18 protein-coding genes are annotated in these 20,203 nt (G+C 71.0%); 8 read left to right on the top strand and 10 right to left on the bottom strand.

Translation table 11 applies throughout. The features are described 5' to 3' along the window. Positions 1 to 23: 23 nt before the first annotated feature. Entirely contained in the window at positions 24 to 953 is a 930-nt protein-coding gene (locus NLX83_RS05975; protein ID WP_254233856.1) for a DMT family transporter, read from the bottom strand. 107 nt (positions 954 to 1,060) lie between these two features. Here NLX83_RS05975 and NLX83_RS05970 point away from each other — a divergent pair, with 107 nt between their 5' ends. Continuing rightward, positions 1,061 to 1,972: a LysR family transcriptional regulator gene (locus NLX83_RS05970; RefSeq protein ID WP_254233855.1), complete on the top strand. Its 912-nt coding sequence runs from the start codon at positions 1,061 to 1,063 to the stop codon at positions 1,970 to 1,972. 4 nt (positions 1,973 to 1,976) lie between these two features. Here the strand turns inward: NLX83_RS05970 and NLX83_RS05965 are convergent, their stop codons facing one another. From NLX83_RS05965 to NLX83_RS05940, 6 genes are all read right to left on the bottom strand, one after another. Then, the gene (locus NLX83_RS05965; RefSeq protein WP_254233854.1) at positions 1,977 to 3,674 is read right to left on the bottom strand and encodes a serine/threonine-protein kinase; all 1,698 of its coding nucleotides are present in this window, start codon (positions 3,672 to 3,674) and stop codon (positions 1,977 to 1,979) included. Between the two features lie 143 nt (positions 3,675 to 3,817). After that, positions 3,818 to 4,729 (bottom strand): hypothetical protein, encoded by a 912-nt coding sequence (locus NLX83_RS05960; protein ID WP_254233853.1) that lies wholly within the window; start codon positions 4,727 to 4,729, stop codon positions 3,818 to 3,820. Between the two features lie 138 nt (positions 4,730 to 4,867). Then, a complete protein-coding gene (locus tag NLX83_RS05955) occupies positions 4,868 to 5,707 on the bottom strand; it encodes a hypothetical protein (RefSeq protein ID WP_254233852.1) in 840 nt (279 codons plus the stop codon). A gap of 167 nt (positions 5,708 to 5,874) precedes the next feature. Continuing rightward, a complete protein-coding gene (locus NLX83_RS05950) occupies positions 5,875 to 6,789 on the bottom strand; it encodes a hypothetical protein (protein WP_254233851.1) in 915 nt (304 codons plus the stop codon). Positions 6,790 to 6,816: 27 nt separating this feature from the next. Further along, on the bottom strand, positions 6,817 to 7,551 hold the full coding sequence (locus tag NLX83_RS05945; protein WP_254233850.1) for a PIG-L deacetylase family protein: 735 nt from the start codon (positions 7,549 to 7,551) through the stop codon (positions 6,817 to 6,819). A 257-nt stretch (positions 7,552 to 7,808) separates the two neighbouring features. Next, a complete protein-coding gene (locus NLX83_RS05940) occupies positions 7,809 to 8,117 on the bottom strand; it encodes a hypothetical protein (RefSeq protein ID WP_256562993.1) in 309 nt (102 codons plus the stop codon). A 106-nt stretch (positions 8,118 to 8,223) separates the two neighbouring features. On the opposite strand from NLX83_RS05940, the gene NLX83_RS05935 reads away from it, so the two are divergent. Continuing rightward, the gene (locus NLX83_RS05935) at positions 8,224 to 9,336 is read left to right on the top strand and encodes a histone deacetylase (protein ID WP_254233849.1); all 1,113 of its coding nucleotides are present in this window, start codon (positions 8,224 to 8,226) and stop codon (positions 9,334 to 9,336) included. Positions 9,337 to 9,343: 7 nt separating this feature from the next. On the opposite strand, the gene NLX83_RS05930 is transcribed toward NLX83_RS05935, so the two are convergent. Continuing rightward, entirely contained in the window at positions 9,344 to 9,628 is a 285-nt protein-coding gene (locus NLX83_RS05930) for a chorismate mutase (protein WP_254233848.1), read from the bottom strand. Positions 9,629 to 9,930: 302 nt separating this feature from the next. Here NLX83_RS05930 and NLX83_RS05925 point away from each other — a divergent pair, with 302 nt between their 5' ends. Beyond that, positions 9,931 to 10,743, top strand: coding sequence for an SdrD B-like domain-containing protein (locus NLX83_RS05925; protein ID WP_254233847.1), 813 nt, complete (start codon positions 9,931 to 9,933; stop codon positions 10,741 to 10,743). Positions 10,744 to 10,791: 48 nt separating this feature from the next. Next, the gene (gene pcrA, locus NLX83_RS05920) at positions 10,792 to 13,185 is read left to right on the top strand and encodes a DNA helicase PcrA (RefSeq protein ID WP_254233846.1); all 2,394 of its coding nucleotides are present in this window, start codon (positions 10,792 to 10,794) and stop codon (positions 13,183 to 13,185) included. 520 nt (positions 13,186 to 13,705) lie between these two features. On the opposite strand, the gene NLX83_RS05915 is transcribed toward pcrA, so the two are convergent. Both NLX83_RS05915 and NLX83_RS05910 read right to left on the bottom strand, forming a co-directional pair. Continuing rightward, positions 13,706 to 14,242: a M23 family metallopeptidase gene (locus NLX83_RS05915; protein WP_308209275.1), complete on the bottom strand. Its 537-nt coding sequence runs from the start codon at positions 14,240 to 14,242 to the stop codon at positions 13,706 to 13,708. A gap of 453 nt (positions 14,243 to 14,695) precedes the next feature. Then, positions 14,696 to 15,706, bottom strand: coding sequence for an esterase/lipase family protein (locus NLX83_RS05910; RefSeq protein ID WP_254233844.1), 1,011 nt, complete (start codon positions 15,704 to 15,706; stop codon positions 14,696 to 14,698). Between the two features lie 128 nt (positions 15,707 to 15,834). On the opposite strand from NLX83_RS05910, the gene NLX83_RS05905 reads away from it, so the two are divergent. From NLX83_RS05905 to sucD, 4 genes are all read left to right on the top strand, one after another. Then, a complete protein-coding gene (locus tag NLX83_RS05905; RefSeq protein WP_254233843.1) occupies positions 15,835 to 17,556 on the top strand; it encodes a hypothetical protein in 1,722 nt (573 codons plus the stop codon). Then, positions 17,553 to 17,864 carry a hypothetical protein gene (locus NLX83_RS05900; RefSeq protein WP_254233842.1) on the top strand — a complete coding sequence of 104 codons (312 nt, stop codon included), beginning with the start codon at positions 17,553 to 17,555 and terminating at the stop codon, positions 17,862 to 17,864. The genes NLX83_RS05905 and NLX83_RS05900 overlap by 4 nt, the downstream gene beginning before the upstream one ends. Positions 17,865 to 18,025: 161 nt before the next feature. Next, positions 18,026 to 19,195 (top strand): ADP-forming succinate--CoA ligase subunit beta, encoded by a 1,170-nt coding sequence (gene sucC / locus NLX83_RS05895; protein WP_254233841.1) that lies wholly within the window; start codon positions 18,026 to 18,028, stop codon positions 19,193 to 19,195. A gap of 9 nt (positions 19,196 to 19,204) precedes the next feature. Then, positions 19,205 to 20,095 (top strand): succinate--CoA ligase subunit alpha, encoded by an 891-nt coding sequence (gene sucD / locus NLX83_RS05890; RefSeq protein ID WP_254233840.1) that lies wholly within the window; start codon positions 19,205 to 19,207, stop codon positions 20,093 to 20,095. Positions 20,096 to 20,203 lie beyond the last annotated feature (108 nt).

The raw sequence follows: 20,203 nt of genomic DNA, 5'->3' as shown, positions 1-20,203 counted from the left end.
AATCACCCACTGTGCACGAGTGCCTACTCGCTGGTAGCCTTCGCCGTTTCGGCTGGCGGAACGACAACCGGGGCTTTGGCCCGCCTGGGCCGGGTGAGCATCACGCCGCCGAGCACCACCAGCATCCCGAGCACGACCCGCGGGCTGAGCTGTTCGCCGAGCACGATCGCGCCGAGCGCCACCGAGACCACCGGCATCAGGTAGGTGACCGTCGAGGTCGCGGTCGCGCCCTCGTCGGCGATCAGCCGGACGAAGAGCATGAACGACAGCCCGGTGCCGAAGACGCCCAGGATCACCGCGGCGATCAGGCCGCTGGTCACCTCCCAGTGCACCGGCTGCAGTCCGCCGACCGGGATGACGACGCCCGTCAGCGCCGCGGCCATGATCATCTGACCGGCCGCGGTCGAGGTGGGCGACATGCCCTTGCCGCTGAGGTTGCGGCCGACGTACACGGCGCCGATGCCGTAGCTCAGCGCGGCGACGAGGATCGCGATGCTGCCGGGCAGCGCCGAACCCGCCCCGTCCTGCCAGGGGGCGAAGATCAGCATCACCCCGGCGAAGCCGAGCACCAGGCCCAGCACGCGCAGCGGGCCGAACGACTTCTCCTGGCCGATGGTCACGGAGATCAGCAGCGTCCACAGCGGCGTCGTGGCGTTGAGCACGCCCGCCATGCTGGAGTCGACGGTCTGCTGGCCGACGCCGAAGAGGATGAACGGCAGCACGTTCGCGAAGACCGCCGCCACACCGAGGTGCGCCCAGGTCCGGCCGCCCCTGGGTAACGACAGCTTCATCGCCCTGCAGATCGCCACCAGGACCAGCGCGCCGAGTCCGACGCGGACGAAGACGATCTGCACCGGCGAGAGCGCGTGCAACGCCAGCTCGATCCACAGGAAGCTGGAGCCCCAGAGCAGGCCGAGTACGCCGATCCTGATCAGGCTGCCGGAAGACGTCACGCTGACCTCACTTTCCACGATGTCCGGGATCAAGCGTGCGCCCGTGCAAGCATCAGGACAAGTGAATACTTCTGCGAGACCTTTAAGCAGAACTGTATGATTCCAGCATGTTGGACGTCCGCCGCATGCGTGTCCTCCTGGCCGTGGTGAGCACCGGCTCGGTCAGCTCCGCCGCGGCCAACCTCGGGTACACGCCCTCGGCGATCAGCCAGCAGATCACCGCGCTGGAACGGGAGGCCGGGCTGGCGCTGCTGCAGAAGGCGGGCCGGGGCGTGCGCCCCACCGCGGCGGGCCGCCTGCTCGCCGAGCACGCCGCGGTGATCACCAACAAGATCGCCGAGGCGGAGACCGCGCTGGCCGACCTCCGCGCCGGGCGCACCGGCCGGATGCGCGTCACCTACTTCACCACCGCGGGCGCCGTGCTGGTGCCGCCCGCCGTCGCCGAGTTCCGCCGCGAGTTCCCCGCGACCGCGCTGGACCTCACGGTGACCGACCCGGAGGACCCGCTGCAGGAGGTCAGGGCCGACCGCGCCGACGTCGCCATCACCGTCCAGCTCGGCGACGAGGAGCCGAGCGCGCCGGGCATCCGCTTCGAGCACCTCCTCGACGACCCGTACCGCGCCGTGCTGCCGAAGGGGCACGCGCTGGCCCGGCAGCGCGTCGTCGACCTCGCGCAGCTCGCCGACCAGCCGTGGGTGGACAACGAGCCGCTACCCGGCCAGTGCCGGGAGGTGGTGCTGGAGTCCTGCCGCTCCGCCGGGTTCCAGCCGGACTTCGCCGTGCAGGCGGGGGAGTACGTCAGCGCGCAGGGCTTCGTCGCCGCCGGGCTGGGCGTGACGCTGGTACCGGCGATGGGACTGGGCGCGGTGAACCCGAACGTCCTGGTCCGCAAGCTGCGCAACCCGGAACCGGTGCGGCGCATCTACGCCGCGACGACCGAGGCGGACGCGGAGAACCCGGCGACGCTGGGCCTGCTGCGCGCCCTCCGTGCGGCGGCCTCCGCGGCCGCCGCACGGTGAACGATCACGTGCTGGCGAGGCAGGCCTGGCCGTTCTCGTAGCCCATCTTCAGCTGCTTGTTCTCGTTGATCGGGGTCTCGGTGCTCTTGTAGGTCGTTTCGATCTCGAAGGACACGACCTTGTCGCTCGTCATCTCGGCGTCGCTGACCTTCACGCGACTCACGCTGTCCCAGTACTTCTTGTAGCTGGTGTAGTTCTGCCCCCGCCGGTAGGAGTCGCAGAACTTCGAGAACGCGACCTCGGTGTTGCCGGGGAGCAGCTTGTAGTAGTTCTTGACCGCGTTGACGTAGTCCTTCTCCGTCGCGGCCGAGGTGGTCGTGGTCGGAGCCGTGGTGGTCGTCGTCTCCGTGGTCGTCGTCGTGGACTTGGCCGACGAGGACTTCTTCGGCGGCGCGGAGGACGCGCTCGGCACGTCGCTGGTGGCCTGTGTGCCGCTGTTGGCCCTGTCGGGCCCGCCGAACCAGTTGCTCAGCAGGATGCCGAGCAGCGCGGCCGCGACCACCGCGGCGACGGCGATCAGGATGGGCCGGGTGTTGGAGCGCCGCTCCTCCGGCTCCTCCCTGCGGTCCCGGTCCCGCCCGCCGCCCGGCGGGCTGCCGCCGGTGCGGCCCGCGGCACCGTTCGCGCCGCCGATGCTGGTCGCACCGGGACCGACCCTGGTGGCGGGCGCGTCGCTGAGCGGCCGCGCGTCCAGCCGGGTCATCGCCGGGTTGTTCGGGTTGCTGCCGGGGTTGCCCGGCACCGGGGTGCGGGGGTTCAGGTTCGGCCCGCTGCGCAGCCCGGGGTGCACCGCCTGCGTCGGCGCGGACGGGCCGCCGGGGATCTGGGTGGTCGGCGGGACCGCGCCCCAGCCCTGCGGTGGGGTCACCATCGGGGCGGCGCGGCCTTCGGCGATCGCCCGCAGCGCCTCGGAGGCCTGGGTCATCGTCGGCCGGTCGGTCGGCTGGGGCCGCAGCAGGTGCATCAGCACCGAGGTCAACGGTCCCGCCAGCTGCGGCGGCCGCACGATGCCCGCCGCGACCAGGTGCAGCAGGGCCAGGGTGTTCTCGTTCAGCCCGAACGGCGGCTCACCCTCCACCGCCGCGTACAGCGTGGAGCCCAGCGAGAAGACGTCCGAGGCCGGACCGGGCTCGTAGCCCTTGGCCACCTCGGGGGCGAGGTAGGCCGGAGTACCGGCCAGCATCCCGGTCTTGGTGACCGTGACGTCCCCGGTGGCCCGGGAGATCCCGAAGTCGGTGATCTTCACCGACCCGTCGTCGCCGAGCAGGATGTTGCCCGGCTTGATGTCGCGGTGCACGATCCCGGCCGCGTGCGCCGCGGCCAGCGCGATCGCCACGTGCGAGCCGATCCGCGCCACCTCCCGCGGCGGCAGCTTCCCCTCGTCGTAGACGACGTTGGCCAGGCTCCGCGACGGCAGGTACTCCATCACCAGGCACGGCAGGCCGTTGTCCTCGGCGACGTCGAACACACCGATCGCGTTCGGGTGCTGCAGCCGGGCCGCGATCCGGCCCTCCCGCATCGCCCGCTGCTTGGCCTCCTCGGCCTCGCCCGCCTCCATGCCGGACTGCAACAACAGCTGCTTCACCGCGACAACGCGATGCAGCCGTTCGTCTCGGGCCTGCCAGACGACGCCCATCGCGCCCGCGCCGATCCGTCGTTCCAGCCGGTAGCGCCCAGCAACCAGACGACCTTCGTCGCTCACGCTGCCGCCTCGCTCTGCTTGGTCACCGTGCGGCTCCCCGTGTCGGTCACGGCACCCAGGTTAGAGCCATCACCCGTCCAGGTGGTTCTGCGCCCGGGGTGCCGTTTGTGTTCGCAAGTCCGAAAGGGGACGCCCCTGCACGATCAGCGGTTGCGTGCGGAGAGCACTGTTGCGTCCGCGATACGCGGCGCTGACCCTTCCGTGACCACGATGCGTTGTTCCGTGCGCACCCTGCGTCCATCAGCCCAGACGTAGTCGACGACGACCCGCGCGGTGTTGGCGCCCGCGGCCTTGGCCGTGCTGACAGTGGCGGAACGCACACCTTTCCAGGACTCGCGGAACTCATCGACGCCACTGGAGCGCATCTCCGGGGCGAGCATCTCGTAGGCCTCGGCGGGTGCCTCCGGCGCCGTCCGGAAGAAACCGGTCAACAGGTCCAGCACGGGGTCGAGCAGCCCGCCGTTGCCGGGCTTCTGCGTCGGCTTGGACGGCTGGGTGGTGGGGTCCGGCCTGCCGGGTTCGGTCGTCGGCGTCGCGGTCGGCCGGTTGGTCGGCTGGTTCCCGGTGGTCGGCTGCGGCTGGGGCTGCGGTGCCTGGGTGGGTTGTCCCGGGTCGGTGCCGCCGCCCCCGCCGGGGTGCGGGGCGGGCTTGCCGGTCGCCGTGGGCTCGGTGGGCTCGGTGGGGACCTGGCCACCCTCCTCACCTTCACCGCCGCCGAGGCCGTCGGGGTTGGCGGCGGCCGCCTCGCCGATCAGGTTCGGCTGGACCGCGCGTCCGCCGGTGAAGTAGTTCTGCGCGCGGGAGGTGTTCCGCGCCTGCCCGTCGCCGTCCTGGCCGGTGAGGAGCACGGTTCCGGCGACGATCGCGCCGCACACCCCGACCACTCCCGCCGCGACGCCGATGGCGCGCATGACGGTGCGCTTGTTCGCGGGACGCTGGGCCCCTCGGCCCTCCCGGTGCAGCAGGTCGGAGACGAGCACCTGCGTGCGCTCGGCGCCCCGCCCGCGTTTGTCTCCGTCCGAAGACTTGCCAGCCTTGCCAGCGTTGCCAGCCACGGCAGATCACCCTCCAGTCACGACACGTTCCGTGACTGGAATACCGGACCTCGGCGGCGTATGTCACCAGTTCGGAGGTATGAGAAAACCGGCAGCGACCGTTCGGAGCAACCTCGATCGCCTAACGTCGCAGCGCGCTCAGCTCTGCTGCACGGAGAGCAGTTCGGCGGCCACGATCTGTCGCGGCTCCGCGACGCTGAGGGTCAGCAGCTGTTCCATCCGCAGCTTGGTGCCGTTGACCAGCTCCAGCGTGGTGGTGCCGAGCACGCCGTTGCGGTTCTGCTCGACGTTCTTGACCTGCACCGACTTCACGGTTTCCCACGCCTTGAGGAAGGCGGCGCGGTCCGGGCCGATCAGCCGGGTGTCCACCATCTGCAGGGCGAGGTCCGGGCGGTGCTGGAGGCGCTGGAAGAACTCCTGCACGACCTCGACGGCCGAGGTGGGCGTGACCGCGTTCGGCTGCCAGGTGCTCTTCTGCTTGGCCACCGGGGTCACGTTCTTGTTGCTCGTCGAGGGGTTCCTGGCGCCGGGGGCGCCGAGGGCCGCGTTGACCTTCGTGGAGTGGGTGAGGCGGTCGAGCAGGAGGTCGGGCCGCAGCGCCAGGACGCCGTTGAGCTGGGGCGCCTGGTACTGGACGCGCGGGCCGCGCGGGCCGTAGTCGGCGGTGATCACCGATGCCGCGACCACGGAACCCGCCAGCAGCAGCGCCCCGAACACCAGGCCGACCGTGCGCAGCGGTTTGAGCAGCGGGTGCTCGCCCTCCTCCGGCTCGGGGTCCGGGTCGGGGTCGAAGCTGTAGACCGGCTGGGGTGAGGTCGCGCCCGACGCGACGCGTTCGAACACCTCGGACCGGAAGTGGTATCCGCCGGTGGAGTCGGTGCTCGGGTACCTCGGCGGGATCGGTTGCTTCCTGATCAGTTCGGCGACGGTGACCGCACCGGCGCGCTGGTGCCGGCGACCTGTGGTCGAGCGCTCCACGGTGGCTGCCTCCGTACGTTCTGTGGTCGGCAGAACTCGTATCGTGACATCGGCTCCGAGCGCGACACTCTGATGCGACTTCACCTGTTCGGAGCGCTGAACGGTCGATTCGGACCAGTCGAACGGGTGAAGGACTACCCGGAGTAGCGAGTTTTTGCGAATCTGGTTCACCGTTGGGCCGTGGACACCAGCCGTTCGGCATCGACCAGCGGGGCGGCGTTCGGGACGAACCGGAGCTCGCGTTCCTCGACCACGATCCGGCCGTCGGAGTCCCTGATCTCGATCACCGACGTGGTCACGCCGCGCACCGGGTCCACCCGCATCCCCTTGAACTCCACGCGGTCGGCCATCGAGCCGAACCGCTTCTCGAAGGAGGGCAGGCCCTCCTTCTTCAGCTCCGGGCCGGTGAGGTGGGTGAAGGCCTTCTCGATGTCGTTGGTGACCGCCGAGAAGAACTGCACGGTGCTCTCGGTCAGCTGGCGCACAGGGATCAGCTCCGGGCCGAGCGAGGGGACGGTGGTGACCGGCGGCGTGGTCATGCTGGACGTGGTCGTCGGCGTCGTGCCGCTCGGCGAGCTGGTGCCCGTCGGCGCGCCGGTCGTGCGCCGCGGTCCACCGCCGGTGCCGTCCTGCCCCGCGCCGCCCTGCGCGCCGGACGGGCGCGCCGCGGAACGGGCACCCTGCTCGGACCTGGTCGGGGCCGGGGTCGTGGTGGTGACCAGCATCAGCTCGCTGGGGTAGGCGGGCAGCGCGTTGATCCGGTCGAAGATGTTCTTCGGGCCGACCAGGGTGACCGCGGCGGTCACCAGCACGACGAGCACGATCGCCGAGGACAGCCCGGCGAACCAGGCGGCGCGCTTCCAGGTGGCCGGTGGCGTGACCGAGGCCGGGACCAGACCGAGGTCGAGCTTGCGCAGGCCGCCGGTGTTGGTGTCGTCGAGGGGATCGGCGGCGGGGGCGCCCGGCGCGTCGGAGGCGAAGCCGGTGTCCGGGGACGGTGTCCAGGCCAGCGCATTGGCGTCCTGGCGGTGCCGCCCCCGGTGGGGTCGGTACCGCTCCGCAGGCCCCTGCCCGCTGTCCATCGCGAAATCCCCTTTCGCGCGCTTGGGTCAGCCGGTGTGGACGACCTGGAACGTCTCGGCCAGCCTGCCCGGTGCCAGACCGTGCCGCCGTGCCGCCTCCGCCAGGAAGTTCCGCATGCCTTCCTCAAGTCCATCGGCATCGCCGGTCTGGGACTTGTGGGAACGCAGGGCGGCCATTTTCGCCGCCATCGTGTCGGTGATGTCGACGGCGTGGTCGCGCCGGTCGAGCGGGCCGTCGGCGAGCCAGAGCTCACGAACGGTCCACGGCAGCAGTCCCTCGGCGAGCAGTTCGGGATGCGCGTGCTGGTTGCGCGCGTCCGGGTAGACCGCGGCGAAGGCGGCCTCGCCCGCCGCCCGGTGGTCCGGGTGCGAGGTGACGATGTGGTCCCAGTTGAACTCCGGCGACCAGGTGAGCACCCGGTCCGGCCGGAACGCGCGGATCACCCGGGTGAGGTCGCGGCGCAGCTCCAGCGAGGGAGTCAGCCTGCCGTCCGGGTAACCGAGGAAGTGCAGTTCGCTGACGCCGACCACCTCGGCGGCCGCCCGCTGCTCGCGCTCGCGGAGCCTGGCGACCTCTTCGCGCGGGGTGGCCGGGTCGCCGGTCGCCTCACCGGAGGTGCACACGCAGTACGCGACCTCGATCCCGGCGGAGGTCCACGCGGCCACGGTGCCCGCGGCCCCGAAGTCGACGTCGTCCGGGTGTGCGCTGATGACGAGCGCCCGGTCGACCCGGGAACCCTGGCTATCGCGTGCGCTCGTCATCTTGCACAGGGTAAGACTGCGCCGTTCGTGGTTGCGCTACGGGGACGGCCCGTCACTCGGCGTGATGCTCGCCCTGGCGGCCGAACATGGTCCATTTGCGCTGGTCCCGCCGGGGTTTGTGGTCTTCAAGACCCGCGAACCCCACCCACGACCATCGCCAACCGCCCCCAACCCACCGCGGAGCCGGGGGTTGGGGGCGGTTTGAGACGGGTGGAGCGGGGGTCGGTGGTACTTGAAGACCCGCGAACCCGGGGTGGTCAGGTGTCGCTGCGGAACCGCTGCTGGGTTTCCTGCAGCGACTTGGTGGCGGCGACGCCGCTGCCCGCGCCGATCAGGATGGCGATCACGTCGAGGAACGCCCCGCCGCCGGTGAAGAACAGCGCCAGCAGCGCGACGCCGCCGGTCGCGCCCGCGACGCCCCAGCGCCCGTTGACCCACTGGGTGATGTGGGCGGCGCCCGGCCTGCGCTTGGCCGCGGAGTTCAACATGGCCAGGTATCCGCCGTGCACGACCGCGGCGACCACGGCGAGGATGGCGACGATCACTGCGATGAGGTGCAACACCATGCCTCCAGTGTGCTCCTTCCTGCCCGCGCGCGGGTGCCACGGCGACCCTGAGAAGCCCCTGATATTGAACTGTGCCCGGGGTGCGGGGCGCCCGTAACCTGCGCCGGTGGACGTGTTCTGGCACGAGGACTGCTTCACCCACGACGCCGGGCACGGCCTGTGGGAGCTGCCCGGCGACTGGCCGTGGCTCGACGTGGCCGAACAGCACCCGGAGAACGCCGACCGCCTGCGCACGATGCTGAACGTGCTGCGGCGCGGGCCGATCGCCCCGGAACTGCGCTGGCACGAGGGCCGGGCGGCGACGGAGGACGAGCTGGCGACAGTCCACGAGCGCGGGTACCTCGACGCGCTGCGGGCGGCCTGCGCCGGGCCCGAGCGCGTCGCGCTTGAGGAGAACACCGTTGTGGGACCGGGCTCGTGGCCCGCGATACTCGCCGCGGCGGGCACCACGCTCGCCGCGGTGGAGGCGGTGCTGGACGGCCGGGCGACCAAGGCCTACGCGATGGTCCGGCCGCCGGGGCACCACGCCCAGCCCGCCGCCGCGGACGGCTACTGCATGGTCAACAACATCGCTCTCGCCGCGGCATCGGCCAGGCGGCGGGGTGCCGCGCGGGTGGCGGTCCTCGACTGGGACGTGCACCACGGCAACGGCACCCAGGAGGCGTTCCTGGACGACCCGGACGTGCTGACCGTCTCCGTGCACATGCGGCACGGCTCGTGGGGCGGCAGCCACCCGCAGACCGGAGCCCCGGGCGAGCTCGGCGCGCGGGGGCGCAACGCCAACATCGAGCTGTCCCTCGGCGCGGGGGACAGCGCGTACCTGCGGGCCCTCGACGAGGTCGCGGCGCCGTTGCTGCGAGCCTTCCGCCCGGACGTCCTGCTGTGCGCGTCGGGTTTCGACGCGAGCGCGTTCGACCCCAACGGCAGGCACAACGTCACCGCCGAGGGCTACCGCGCGATCGGCCGCCGGGTCGCCGGGTTGGCCGACGAGCTCACCGGCGGTCGCCTGCTGCTCACCCAGGAAGGGGGCTACCAGCGCGGGTACGCGGCGGTCTGCCTGCACGCGCTGGTCGAGGGGCTGCTCGGGATCACCCGGCCGCTGCTGCCCGATCCGATCGCCTACGTGCCCGACGACGCGGTACGCAACGCGGCGGTCACCGACGCCGACCTGGCCGCCGTTCGCGCCGCGCTCGCCCCGCACTGGCCGGGCGTCTTCTGAGCCCCGCTCAGCGGCCCAGCCTGCCCCGGCCCAGCCGCAGCAGCAGCATGCCCAGCTCGCGGCCCTCCGGCCCGAGATCGCGGAACCGGGCCAGCACGGCCATCTCCCGGCTGTAGACGATCTTGGGGCCGCCCTCGGCCATCCTCGCCGCGCCGATGGTGCGCGAGACCTCGCTGCGCCGCTGGATCAGCCGCAGGATCTCGGCGTCGAGCTGGTCGATCTCCACTCGCAACGCGTCGATGTCCGGGGCGGATTCCTGGGTTGCGGGTTCGCTGTCCGCGGTGGCGTTCATCGTTCATGCTCCCTGGTGGGTTCTCGGAGGTTTCCGGCCCCGGCAGCAAAAAGCCCCGGGTCCAGTGGACTCCGGGGTGTTCCGTGTCAGAGTGCGTTCACTCGGCCACGGGAACCGGAGTCCGGTACCCGTAGAAAAAGTAAAAGCCCGCGTGAAGCACGGCCACAGTCTTGCACGAGCCGTCCCAGTAGTCGAGCGCGGCCGAGCCGGATCACGTCGTGTCCCGTGAACCAACCCGCCGCGCCCGCGCGCGCCCTACCTTGGTCCGGTACGGCTGGTTCGTCTCAATTCTGGAGGGGAAGTTGAGGAAGACCATTCGCGGCACGGGGATCGCCGCTCTCGCACTGCTGTCGACCACCGCACTGGCGCTGCCCGCGTCGGCGGCGCCCGAGCCCTCGGTCACCGGAGTCGTGTGGGCCGACAACGACTTCGACGGCGTCCGCGAGCCCGGCGAGGCGGGCATCGCGGACATCACCATCGCCGCCTACCGGGCGGACAACACCGAGGTCGCCTCCGCCGTCACCAACAAGGCGGGGCACTACGCGCTCAAGCTCAGCGGCGGCCCGCACAAGCTGCGCCCGAAGGCGCTTCCGTACAGCCGGACCGTCACCCGGCCCGACGTCGGCGATGACGCCCGGGACTCCGATTTCGGTTGGCGTGGCTGGGAAACCCCGACGTTCTCCTGTGCGCCGGACTGCCCGAAGTTCGACCTCGGCCTGCTGGAGCGCAAGCAGGACATCGCGCTCGCCGTCGCCCCGGCTGAGGTGTCGGCGGGCAAGGGGCAGAGCTTCTCCGTCGAGCTGACCGCGAGCAACCTGGGCACCGTCCCCAACGGCGGCGACTGGATCGAGGCCGGTTTCAAGGAGGGGCTGCAGATCACCGCGGCCGAGGGTGACGGCTGGGCCTGCCGGGTCGACCCGTCGGCGGGGCAGTACCTGTTCTGCCGCTCGGAGAACGATCACGACCCCGGGACCACCCGCCCGGTCGTTCGCGTCCACCTGACCCCGACCGCGGACCGCGGCGACATCACGATGGACTTCCACGTCGCCGGGTTCCGCCGCTCCGAGAACGTTTTCGCGAACAACACGGCCACGCTCCGGGTTCGCGTCGGCTGAACCGCCGGGCGTAGGCGGCGGGATCGTCGGAGTAACCTGGGAGCCACCATGGACACCCTGTTCGAGGTCTCCCAGTCAGATGATCACGGTCCCGTCGCCCGCCCGGTGCGCGGCCCGGACGCGTTGCTGGAGGGCCTCAATCCCCAGCAGCGCGCCGCCGTCGAGCACAGCGGCTCACCCCTGCTCGTCGTCGCGGGCGCGGGCTCGGGCAAGACCCGCGTGCTCACCAGCCGCATCGCCTACCTGCTCGGCGCGCGCGGTGTGCACCCCGGCCAGATCATGGCCATCACCTTCACCAACAAGGCCGCCGCGGAGATGAAGGAGCGCGTCACCGCGCTCGTCGGCGGGCGCGCCAACGTGATGTGGGTGTCCACGTTCCACTCGATGTGCGTGCGCCTGCTGCGCCGCGAGGCGAAGAACCTGGACCTGCGCAGCTCCAACTTCTCGGTCTACGACGCCGACGACTCGCGCCGGTTGATCACGCTGGTCTCCCGGGAGCTGGACCTCGACCCGAAGCGCTACCCGGCCCGCACGCTCGCGGTGCACATCTCCAACCTGAAGAACGAGCTGATCGACCCGGTCGAGGCGGCCGACCGCGCGGGCAACGACCTGGAGCGCCGGGTCGCCGAGGTCTACACCGCCTACCAGCGCAGGCTGACCGAGTCGAACTCCTTCGACTTCGACGACCTGATCATGCGCGCCGTGCGGCTGCTGCAGACCCGGCCCGATGTCGCCGAGCACTACCGCAGGCGGTTCCGCCACGTGCTGGTCGACGAGTACCAGGACACCAACCACGCGCAGTACGAACTGGTGCGCGCGCTCACCGGCACCGGCGGCGAGGACGGGATCGAGCCCGGCGAGCTGTGCGTCGTCGGCGACGCCGACCAGTCGATCTACGCCTTCCGCGGCGCCACGATCCGCAACATCGAGGAGTTCGAGCGGGACTACCCGCAGGCGCGGACGATCACCCTGGAGCAGAACTACCGGTCGACGCAGACGATCCTCACCGCGGCGAACGCGGTGATCTCCCGCAACTCCAACCGCAGGGAGAAGCGGCTGTGGACCGACCTCGGCGACGGCGACAAGATCGTCGGCTACGTCGGGGACAACGAGCACGACGAGGCCGCCTTCGTCGCGTCGGAGATCGACCGGCTGGTGGACACCGGTGACGCGAACTTCTCCGACATCGCGCTCTTCTACCGCACCAACAACAACTCCCGTGCCTTCGAGGAGGTGTTCATCCGCCTCGGCCTGCCGTACCGGGTCGTCGGCGGGGTGCGCTTCTACGAGCGCAGGGAGGTCCGCGACGCGCTCGCCTACCTCCGGCTGCTGTCCAACCCGGACGACACGGTCAGCCTGCGCCGCATCCTCAACGTGCCCAAGCGCGGCATCGGCGACCGAGCCGAAGCGTGCGTGGCCGCCCACGCCGAGCGGGAGCGGGTGTCCTTCGCGGCCGCCCTGCGCGACGCGGCGGAGGGCAAGGTCAGCCTGCTCAACCCGCGCTCGCAGCGGGCCATCGCCGGGTTCGTCGAACTGACCGACGAGCTGCGCGCGCTGGTGACCGACGGCAAGGACGTCGCCGAGGTGCTGGACACCGTGCTGGAGCGCACCGGCTACCGCGGCGAGCTGGAGGCCAGCGACGACCCGCAGGACGCCTCGCGGGTGGACAACCTGACCGAGCTGATCACCGTGGCCCGCGAGTTCGTCCAGGCCGAAGTGGCTCGCGAACCTGATGAGGAACCGGTCGACGACGACGCCGGGCAGCCCGCGCAGGGCTCTCTGGAGGCGTTCCTGGAGCGGGTCTCGCTGGTCGCCGACTCCGACCAGACCCCGGACGCGGGCGACGGCGTCGTCACGATGATGACGCTGCACACCGCGAAGGGCCTGGAGTTCCCCGTGGTGTTCTGCACCGGCTGGGAGGACGGGCTCTTCCCGCACCAGCGCGCGCTCGGCGATCCGACCGAGCTGGCCGAGGAACGCAGGCTGGCGTACGTGGGCATCACCAGGGCCCGGCAGCGGCTCTACGTCTCCAGGGCGCTCGTGCGCTCCGCGTGGGGGCAGCCGATGGCCAACCCGGCGTCCCGTTTCCTCGACGAGATCCCCGCGGACCTCGTGGAGTGGAAGCGCGTCGAGCCGGTGCGCTCCTCCGCGCCGACCTCGAACACCCGCTGGGGCAGCAACCGCTCGCAGGTCGGCGGCGGCGACTCCGCCCAGGCCGGGCTCGGCGCGCGCGGCATGCGCTCGACGCCGTTCAAGGGCTGGCAGGACACTCCGGCGATGAAGCTGGACGTCGGTGACCGGGTCTCGCACGACAAGTACGGCCTCGGCACGGTGACCGCCACGGACGGCTCCGGGCCCCGGGCGACGGCCACCATCGACTTCGGCACGGGCGGCACCGTCCGCCTGATGCTGATCGGCGGGGTCCCGCTCACCAAGCTCTGAAGGTTCTGACGCCCGCACCCTCGCCCGCCATCGCGGCGTGCGAGGGTGGCTTTCGCCCGCTCCTGGGGACCCCCCACTTCAACGCTGCCGCGTGTTGCCCGGATTGTCACGTGGAGCGGCGGGGGTGGGGGGATCTCCGCTCAGCGGGGCGCTCAGCCCGCGATCCGAGTCGCATCGCTGGATGGGGTGACATGTCTCCCCATCAGGTTTCCCGCGCCGCGGCGCGGGATATCAGGGGATCGACCCCCGCACGGGTTGCGACACACAAAGCCGGGTGTGCGGTCGGGGGCACACCCGGCGATGTGATTCGCCGGACGCGGACACCCGCTGCGAGCACGGAGAGCGGTACGAGGCAGTAAGCCTGCGCTGGTCACTGGGAAGCGGAACCCCGCTGGATCAGCAGAAGCTCGCACCGTAGGGGGCTTGGGGGAGTCGCTCCCCCAACATCGTCAACGCACGACGAGGCGAGCGCTCTTCGCGAGCACTCGCCTGCCAGTCGTGCAGTCGTGCGTGCCCGCTTCTAGCGGACGAAGACGCCGCGCTCGTTCAGCCAGGGCAGCGGGTTGATCTTGCGCCCGCCGGAGTTCCAGACCTCGAAGTGCAGGTGCGGGCCGGTGGAGAAACCACGGTTGCCCATGGTGGCGATCTGCTCGCCCGCCTTCACCTTCTTGCCTTCCTTCACCAGGATGCGGTCCACGTGGCCGTACACGGTCGTGGTGCCGTCGTGGTGCAGGACCTTCACCCAGAGGCCGAAGCCGCTCGCGGGGCCCGCGGCGACGATCGTGCCGTCGGCCACCGAGTAGATCGGGGTGCCGATGCGGTTGGCGATGTCCAGGCCGTAGTGGGTCGCGCCCCAGCGGGCGCCGTACCCGGAGGTGAAGGTGCCGGTGGTCGGCTTGACGAACTTGACCCGGTTGCGCTCCGCCTCCTGCTCGGCGCGCTTGGCCAGTTCCGCCTTCAGCTGCTGGCTCTTGGCCAGCTTCTCGACCTCGAGCGAGGGGTCGGAGGTCTGCGAGGACAGCGGGATGACGTCGGGAGAGGGGGCAGTGCCGCCCATGCCGAACGCCGCGACGGCGCTACGACCGGATGCCAGTGGAGCCACTTCGTCTGACGCGGAAGCAGTGTTCCCGCCCGGCGCGAGGGTCTGACCGGCGCCGGCGGCGACGAACGCGCCAGCAGCGACGGCCGCTACGACGACCCTGCCGCGAAGTGCGGACGGCGGCGGCGGGAGCCGGTGGGCTCCTCTGGGCCGTGAACCCGTCTGCGACAACGCTTCTGCGAGTGCCGGGGAGGATTGACTGCCGCCGGGGGTGCGGTGTTGCGCCAAGGCCTGCCCTTCCGTCTTCGGGGAGTCCGGGCGGACATTCCGGGCGGGGGATCCCGGCGAGTCGATGGGAACCGACTCAGCGTCCTGGTTTGTAACCGGACCGTGACAACGGACGGCGGCGACAGTAGCCAAGGGGCACCCCTACGGGCAAATCCCTGATCGGGTTATCTGCCGTTCGGCCGCTCAGGCGGACGAGTGTGACCCGCTGCGATAACGGAGCGTATCTTCCGACATGTGATCCAGATCACAAGCAACGTACGGATGGGTCGGGCGTCTGTACTCCAACTGCGTGAGAGCGGTGAGCACCGTGTGCACGGAGCGACGCGCGATGGGCAGCGAAAGGTGTCCTACGTCACGGAGCCGGTGCTCCTCGACGTCGAGGTCGTCATGCCGTAAACGGGCGTTGACCTGCGGAATCACCACTTCGTCCAGTTCGCTCCAGAGCACCACGAACCGGGTGCGGCAGCCGGGGGCGGGCAGCGCCAGCTCGGTCATCAGCTCGGAGCCGGGCCGGAGCTCGCGGACCAGCCTGGTCGGCAGCAGGTAGGCGGACAGCGTGCCGCTGTGCGGGGTGCCGAGCGTGATGAGCGTGCGCACCCGCTCGTCGCCGCCCTGCCGCTGCACGTAGTACCTGGCGATGATCCCGCCCAGCGAGTGGCCGACCACGTGCACCGAGTCGGAGCCGGTCTCCTCGCAGACCCGCTCGACGTGCGCGCCGAGTTCGGCGGCCGCGGTCCTGATGTCCCCGGTGACCGCCGTCAGGACGCTGTAGTTCACGGCGTGCACCACGCCGAAGCCGCGCCTGCGCAGCGCGCTGGAGAGAACGGTGAAGATCGAGCGGTTGTCGCCGATGCCGTGCACCAGGACGACGGGGGTGCCCGCGCACTCCAGGTTGGAGACGACGAGGCCGCGCTGCGCGGGCGCCAGGTCGTCGGTCCGGTAGCGGTCGTAGTGGCCGCCGGGGCGCAGCTTCTCCGTGATGGCGCCCCAGGGGTAGAGGACGGCGTGCGCGGCGAGCCAGGTGGCCTCCACCGCGGCACCGCGCAGCCCGCCGAGGCTGGCCATGCCGCGCAGCACCACGCCGACGCCCTCGCCGACCGCCTTGGCGGTCTCCGCGAGTGCCGCGGCTCGGCGTGCGTGGCCGAGGAGGTGTTCCCCCAGCTCCTGCACGTCGGACCTCGCGATCTTCCCCATGGAGTGACGGTAGGTGATCTACGCCACTCGCGCGTCGGTACATTGGTTTCTTTTTCGCTGTTACCCCTTTACCGCGAAAAAGATGCGCCGTACTGCTCCCGGCACCGCACTTCGCTAGCGTGGTCGCGGTGACCGCGCGGCCATCCACCTCAGCTTCCGCCCCGGCGGATCGCAGTCCTTCGCGGGCTCCCGGTCCCGATGCGGCCTTCCCGCCGCTGACCGCGGCGATCGTCCTGTCCGCGCTGGGCGCGGTCGCCGCCGCGGCGGCTCCGGTGCTCGGCGTGACGGCACCGGCCGAGCCCGCCGCTTTCACGTCCTGGCCACTGCTGGGCCTGCTCGCGGCGCTGTCCGCGGTCGCCGCGCTGGTCGCCCGCTCCCGCGGTCGCGTGGCGCTGGCCGCCGGGATACTCATCCCGCCCGCGCTGCTCGCTCCCGGCCGCGCGGCCATCGACCTCCAGCTGCTGGACGAGGCCAGCCTCGCCGCCCGGCCGGAGCTGCTGCTGCCGCACAGTCTCAACGTGCTGGCGGCGGGGCCGGGTCTGATCGCCCTGCTGGCCGGGCACGCCATCTCCGTCGTCGCCGGGGTCTTCGCCGCGCGGTCGCTGGCCAGGGCCGGTGACGGCGGTGAGCCCAAGTACGGGCTGTTCGCCTTCACGCTCTGCGTCGGCGTGCTGGTCTCGGTCGGCCTCACGGCCGCGCCGTTCCGCTCGACCGATCCCTATCTCCGGCCGACCGCGGTGCTGGACGCGCCGCCGTGGGTGATGGTCGGCGTGCTCCTGATCGCGGTCGCCGTTCCCGTCTCGGCCGCGCTGGCCATCAGTTCCGCCGAGCCCGAGGCCGCGCGCGGGGGACTGGTCGGCCTGGTGCTCGCCGTGCTCGGCCTGGTCGTACCGCCGATCGCCTCGGCAACGGTCTCGGACCAGTTCTTCATCACGTGGGGGCCGCTGGTCGTGCTGGGCGGTGCGGCGGTGCTCGCGGTGCTGGCCGTCCCCGCCGGACGCGGGCGGGAGGCCGCGGTGGGAGGCGACGACGTCGAGCTGCCGGGCCAGGAGCGGTTGCAGATGGTGGCGGGTGTCCTCGCCGTGCTCTCCGGGCTGGCCTCGATCGCGGGCGCGCTGCTCGCCACTGTCGACGTGCCGCCAGACCTGCCGAGCCTGGTGAACTACCCGGCGCGGATGCTCCTGCCCGCCGGGCTCGCCCTTCTCGTACTGGGCCTGACGATGGCCGTCCGCGGTCTCGCGAGCACGCTGCGGCCCGCGCTCGCCGTCGCCTGGGCCGGTGTCGTGTTCGCCGCGGCCATCGCGCTGGACGTCGTCGTGGGCGCGGTCGGGGTCGCCGGGGTGGAGGTCGGGTCGGGCACCTGGGCGCTGATCGCCGCGGTGGCGCTGGCGCTGGGTGCTGGAGCCGCCGCCGGGCTCGCGGGCGGCGTCGAGCGGGACGAGGTCGACCTCAGCGAGCCGATCCGCAACGACGCCTTGTTCGGCCCGGTCGGCCTCGCGGTGGCCCTGTGCGCGGCGGCCTACGTGGTGCCCGTGCTGTCCGCACCCGACTTCATCGCTCCCGGACTGCTTTCCCCGCTCCGCATCTCTTCGTGGGGCGTGCTCGTCGCGATGCTGACCGTTGTCGCCGCGAGCGCGCTGTCGTTGTTCTGCCGCCCGCGCCGCGCCGCGGCCCTGTTGCTCGGCGCCGCATTTGTGGTGGGACTGCGCGCGGCCGAGCTGCCGTTGACGATGCAGCGGGTCGAGGGGGCGGCGGTCGCTTCCGGAATGTGGTTCGCCGTCGGTGGCTTCGTGGTGCTGCTCATCGCGGCCGGAATTGCCTTGTCCCGAAAGGAAAAGGCCACCGGATGACCCGAGTGGTGATCGCCGGCGGCCCGGACGGGGACGCCGACGCGCTCGCGAGGGCGCTGCGGGACGCGGGGATCGAGGTCGTCCACATCGGAGCGCCGGGCGACCCGGCGCAGGTCGCCGCCGTCGTCGTGCAGGAGGACGCCGACGCCGTCGCGATCCGGGACGCACCGGCCGAGATCGGTGAACTGCTTGCGGCACAGGGGGCGGAGGACGTCGTGATCTTCCGGCCTGAGGCGAAGCCCGCCGAAATTGTGGAATCGCTCACGGGTGCCCGCACCCCGCGCAGCGACGCCGAGCGGACTACTTGAACGATTCCCGGGCGTTGCCTTCGTCTCAGTGAGCACGCGATTCCTGGCAATTCGCCGCGCGGTGACCGACTTCACCGTATGCGGGCGCGATTGCTTATGAGCAGGTCGATAGGGTCACCCGGTCCGACAGCGGTGTCGTTGGCGAGATCAGGAGACTCTGAGTGGACCTGTACGAGTACCAGGCGAAGGACCTCTTCGCCGCCCACGGGGTCCCGGTGTTGCCGGGCGCCGTGGCCACCACCCCGGATGAGGCAGAAGCGATCGCCGCCGAGTACGGCGTCGCGGTCGTGGTCAAGGCCCAGGTGAAGACCGGCGGCCGCGGCAAGGCCGGTGGCGTGAAGCTGGCGAAGGACTCCGCCGAGACCAAGAGCAAGGCCGAGGACATCCTCGGCCTGGACATCAAGGGTCACATCGTGCACCGCGTGCTGGTGACCCCGGCGTCCGACATCGCGGAGGAGTACTACTTCTCCTTCCTGTTGGACCGCTCCAACCGCACCTTCCTGGCGATGGCCTCCGTCGAGGGCGGCATGGACATCGAGGAGGTGGCCGTCTCCAAGCCGGAGGCGCTCGCCAAGATCGCAATCGACCCGATCGCCGGCGTGGACCTGGCCAAGGCCAACGAGATCGTCGCCGCCGCGAAGTTCCCCGCCGAGGTCGCCGACCAGGTCGCCGACGTCATCGTGAAGCTCTGGGAGACCTTCGTCTCCGAGGACGCCACGCTGGTCGAGGTCAACCCGCTCGTGCGCGACCCGCAGGGCAAGATCGTCGCGCTGGACGGCAAGGTCACCCTCGACGAGAACGCGGGCTTCCGCCACCCGGCGCACGCCGAGCTGGTCGACAAGGCCGCGGAGAACCCGCTGGAGGCCGCGGCCAAGGCCAAGGACCTCAACTACGTCAAGCTCGACGGCGAGGTCGGCATCATCGGCAACGGCGCCGGTCTCGTGATGTCCACTTTGGACGTCGTCGCCTACGCGGGCGAGAAGCACGGCGGCGTCAAGCCCGCCAACTTCCTCGACATCGGTGGCGGTGCCTCCGCCGAGGTGATGGCGAACGGGCTGGAGATCATCCTGTCCGACCCGGCCGTGCGCAGTGTCTTCGTCAACGTCTTCGGCGGCATCACCGCCTGCGACGCGGTCGCCAACGGCATCGTGAAGGCGCTGGAGATCCTCGGTTCCGAGGCCACCAAGCCGCTGGTCGTCCGCCTGGACGGCAACAACGTCGTCGAGGGTCGCCGCATCCTCGCCGAGGCGAACCACCCGCTCGTCACCGTGGTGGACACGATGGACAACGCGGCCGACCGCGCCGCCGAACTCGCTGCCGCGGGGAAGTGACACAAGAAGATGGCTATCTTCCTCACTGAGAACAGCAAGATCATCGTCCAGGGCATGACCGGCTCCGAGGGCACCAAGCACACCAAGCGGATGCTGGCCTCCGGCGCGAACATCGTCGGCGGCGTGAACCCGCGCAAGGCCGGCGAGAAGGTCGACTTCGACGGGACCGTCGTTCCGGTGTTCGGCTCGGTCGCCGAGGCCATGGAGACCACCGGCGCCGACGTCACCGTGATCTTCGTGCCGCCGAAGTTCGCCAAGGACGCCGCGATCGAGGCGATCGACGCCGGTATCGGCCTGGCCGTGGTCATCACCGAGGGCATCCCGGTGCACGACACCGCCTACTTCTGGGCGCACGCCTGCGCGAAGGGCAACAAGACCCGGATCATCGGGCCGAACTGCCCCGGCGTGATCAGCCCCGGCAAGTCCAACGCGGGCATCATCCCAGCGGACATCAGCGACGCCGGCAAGATCGGCCTGGTGTCCAAGTCCGGCACGCTGACCTACCAGATGATGTTCGAGCTGCGGGAGTTCGGCTTCTCCACCGCGGTCGGCATCGGCGGCGACCCGGTCATCGGCACCACGCACATCGACTGCCTCCAGGCGTTCCAGGACGACCCGGAGACGGTGGCCATCGTGATGATCGGGGAGATCGGTGGTGACGCGGAGGAGCGCGCCGCCGCCTACATCTCCGAGCACATCACCAAGCCGGTCGTCGGCTACGTCGCGGGCTTCACCGCCCCCGAGGGCAAGACGATGGGCCACGCGGGCGCGATCGTGTCGGGCTCCTCCGGCACCGCGGCCGCGAAGAAGGAGGCCCTGGAGGCCGCGGGCGTGAAGGTCGGCAAGACGCCGTCCGAGACCGCCGGTCTGATGCGCGAGATCATGAAGTCGCTGGGCTGACGCCCGTTCCACACGTCGGCCACGAAGCCGGGTGACCCGTTGGGGTCACCCGGCTTCTGTCGTCACTCAGCGGGAGTGATTGACTCGATCGTGTTCGACGTACCGGGG

Origin of the sequence: Allokutzneria sp. A3M-2-11 16 (assembly GCF_024213555.1) — a bacterium.
In the GTDB taxonomy this organism is placed as follows: domain Bacteria; phylum Actinomycetota; class Actinomycetes; order Mycobacteriales; family Pseudonocardiaceae; genus Allokutzneria.
This window is presented reverse-complemented; position numbering and strand designations above follow the sequence as displayed.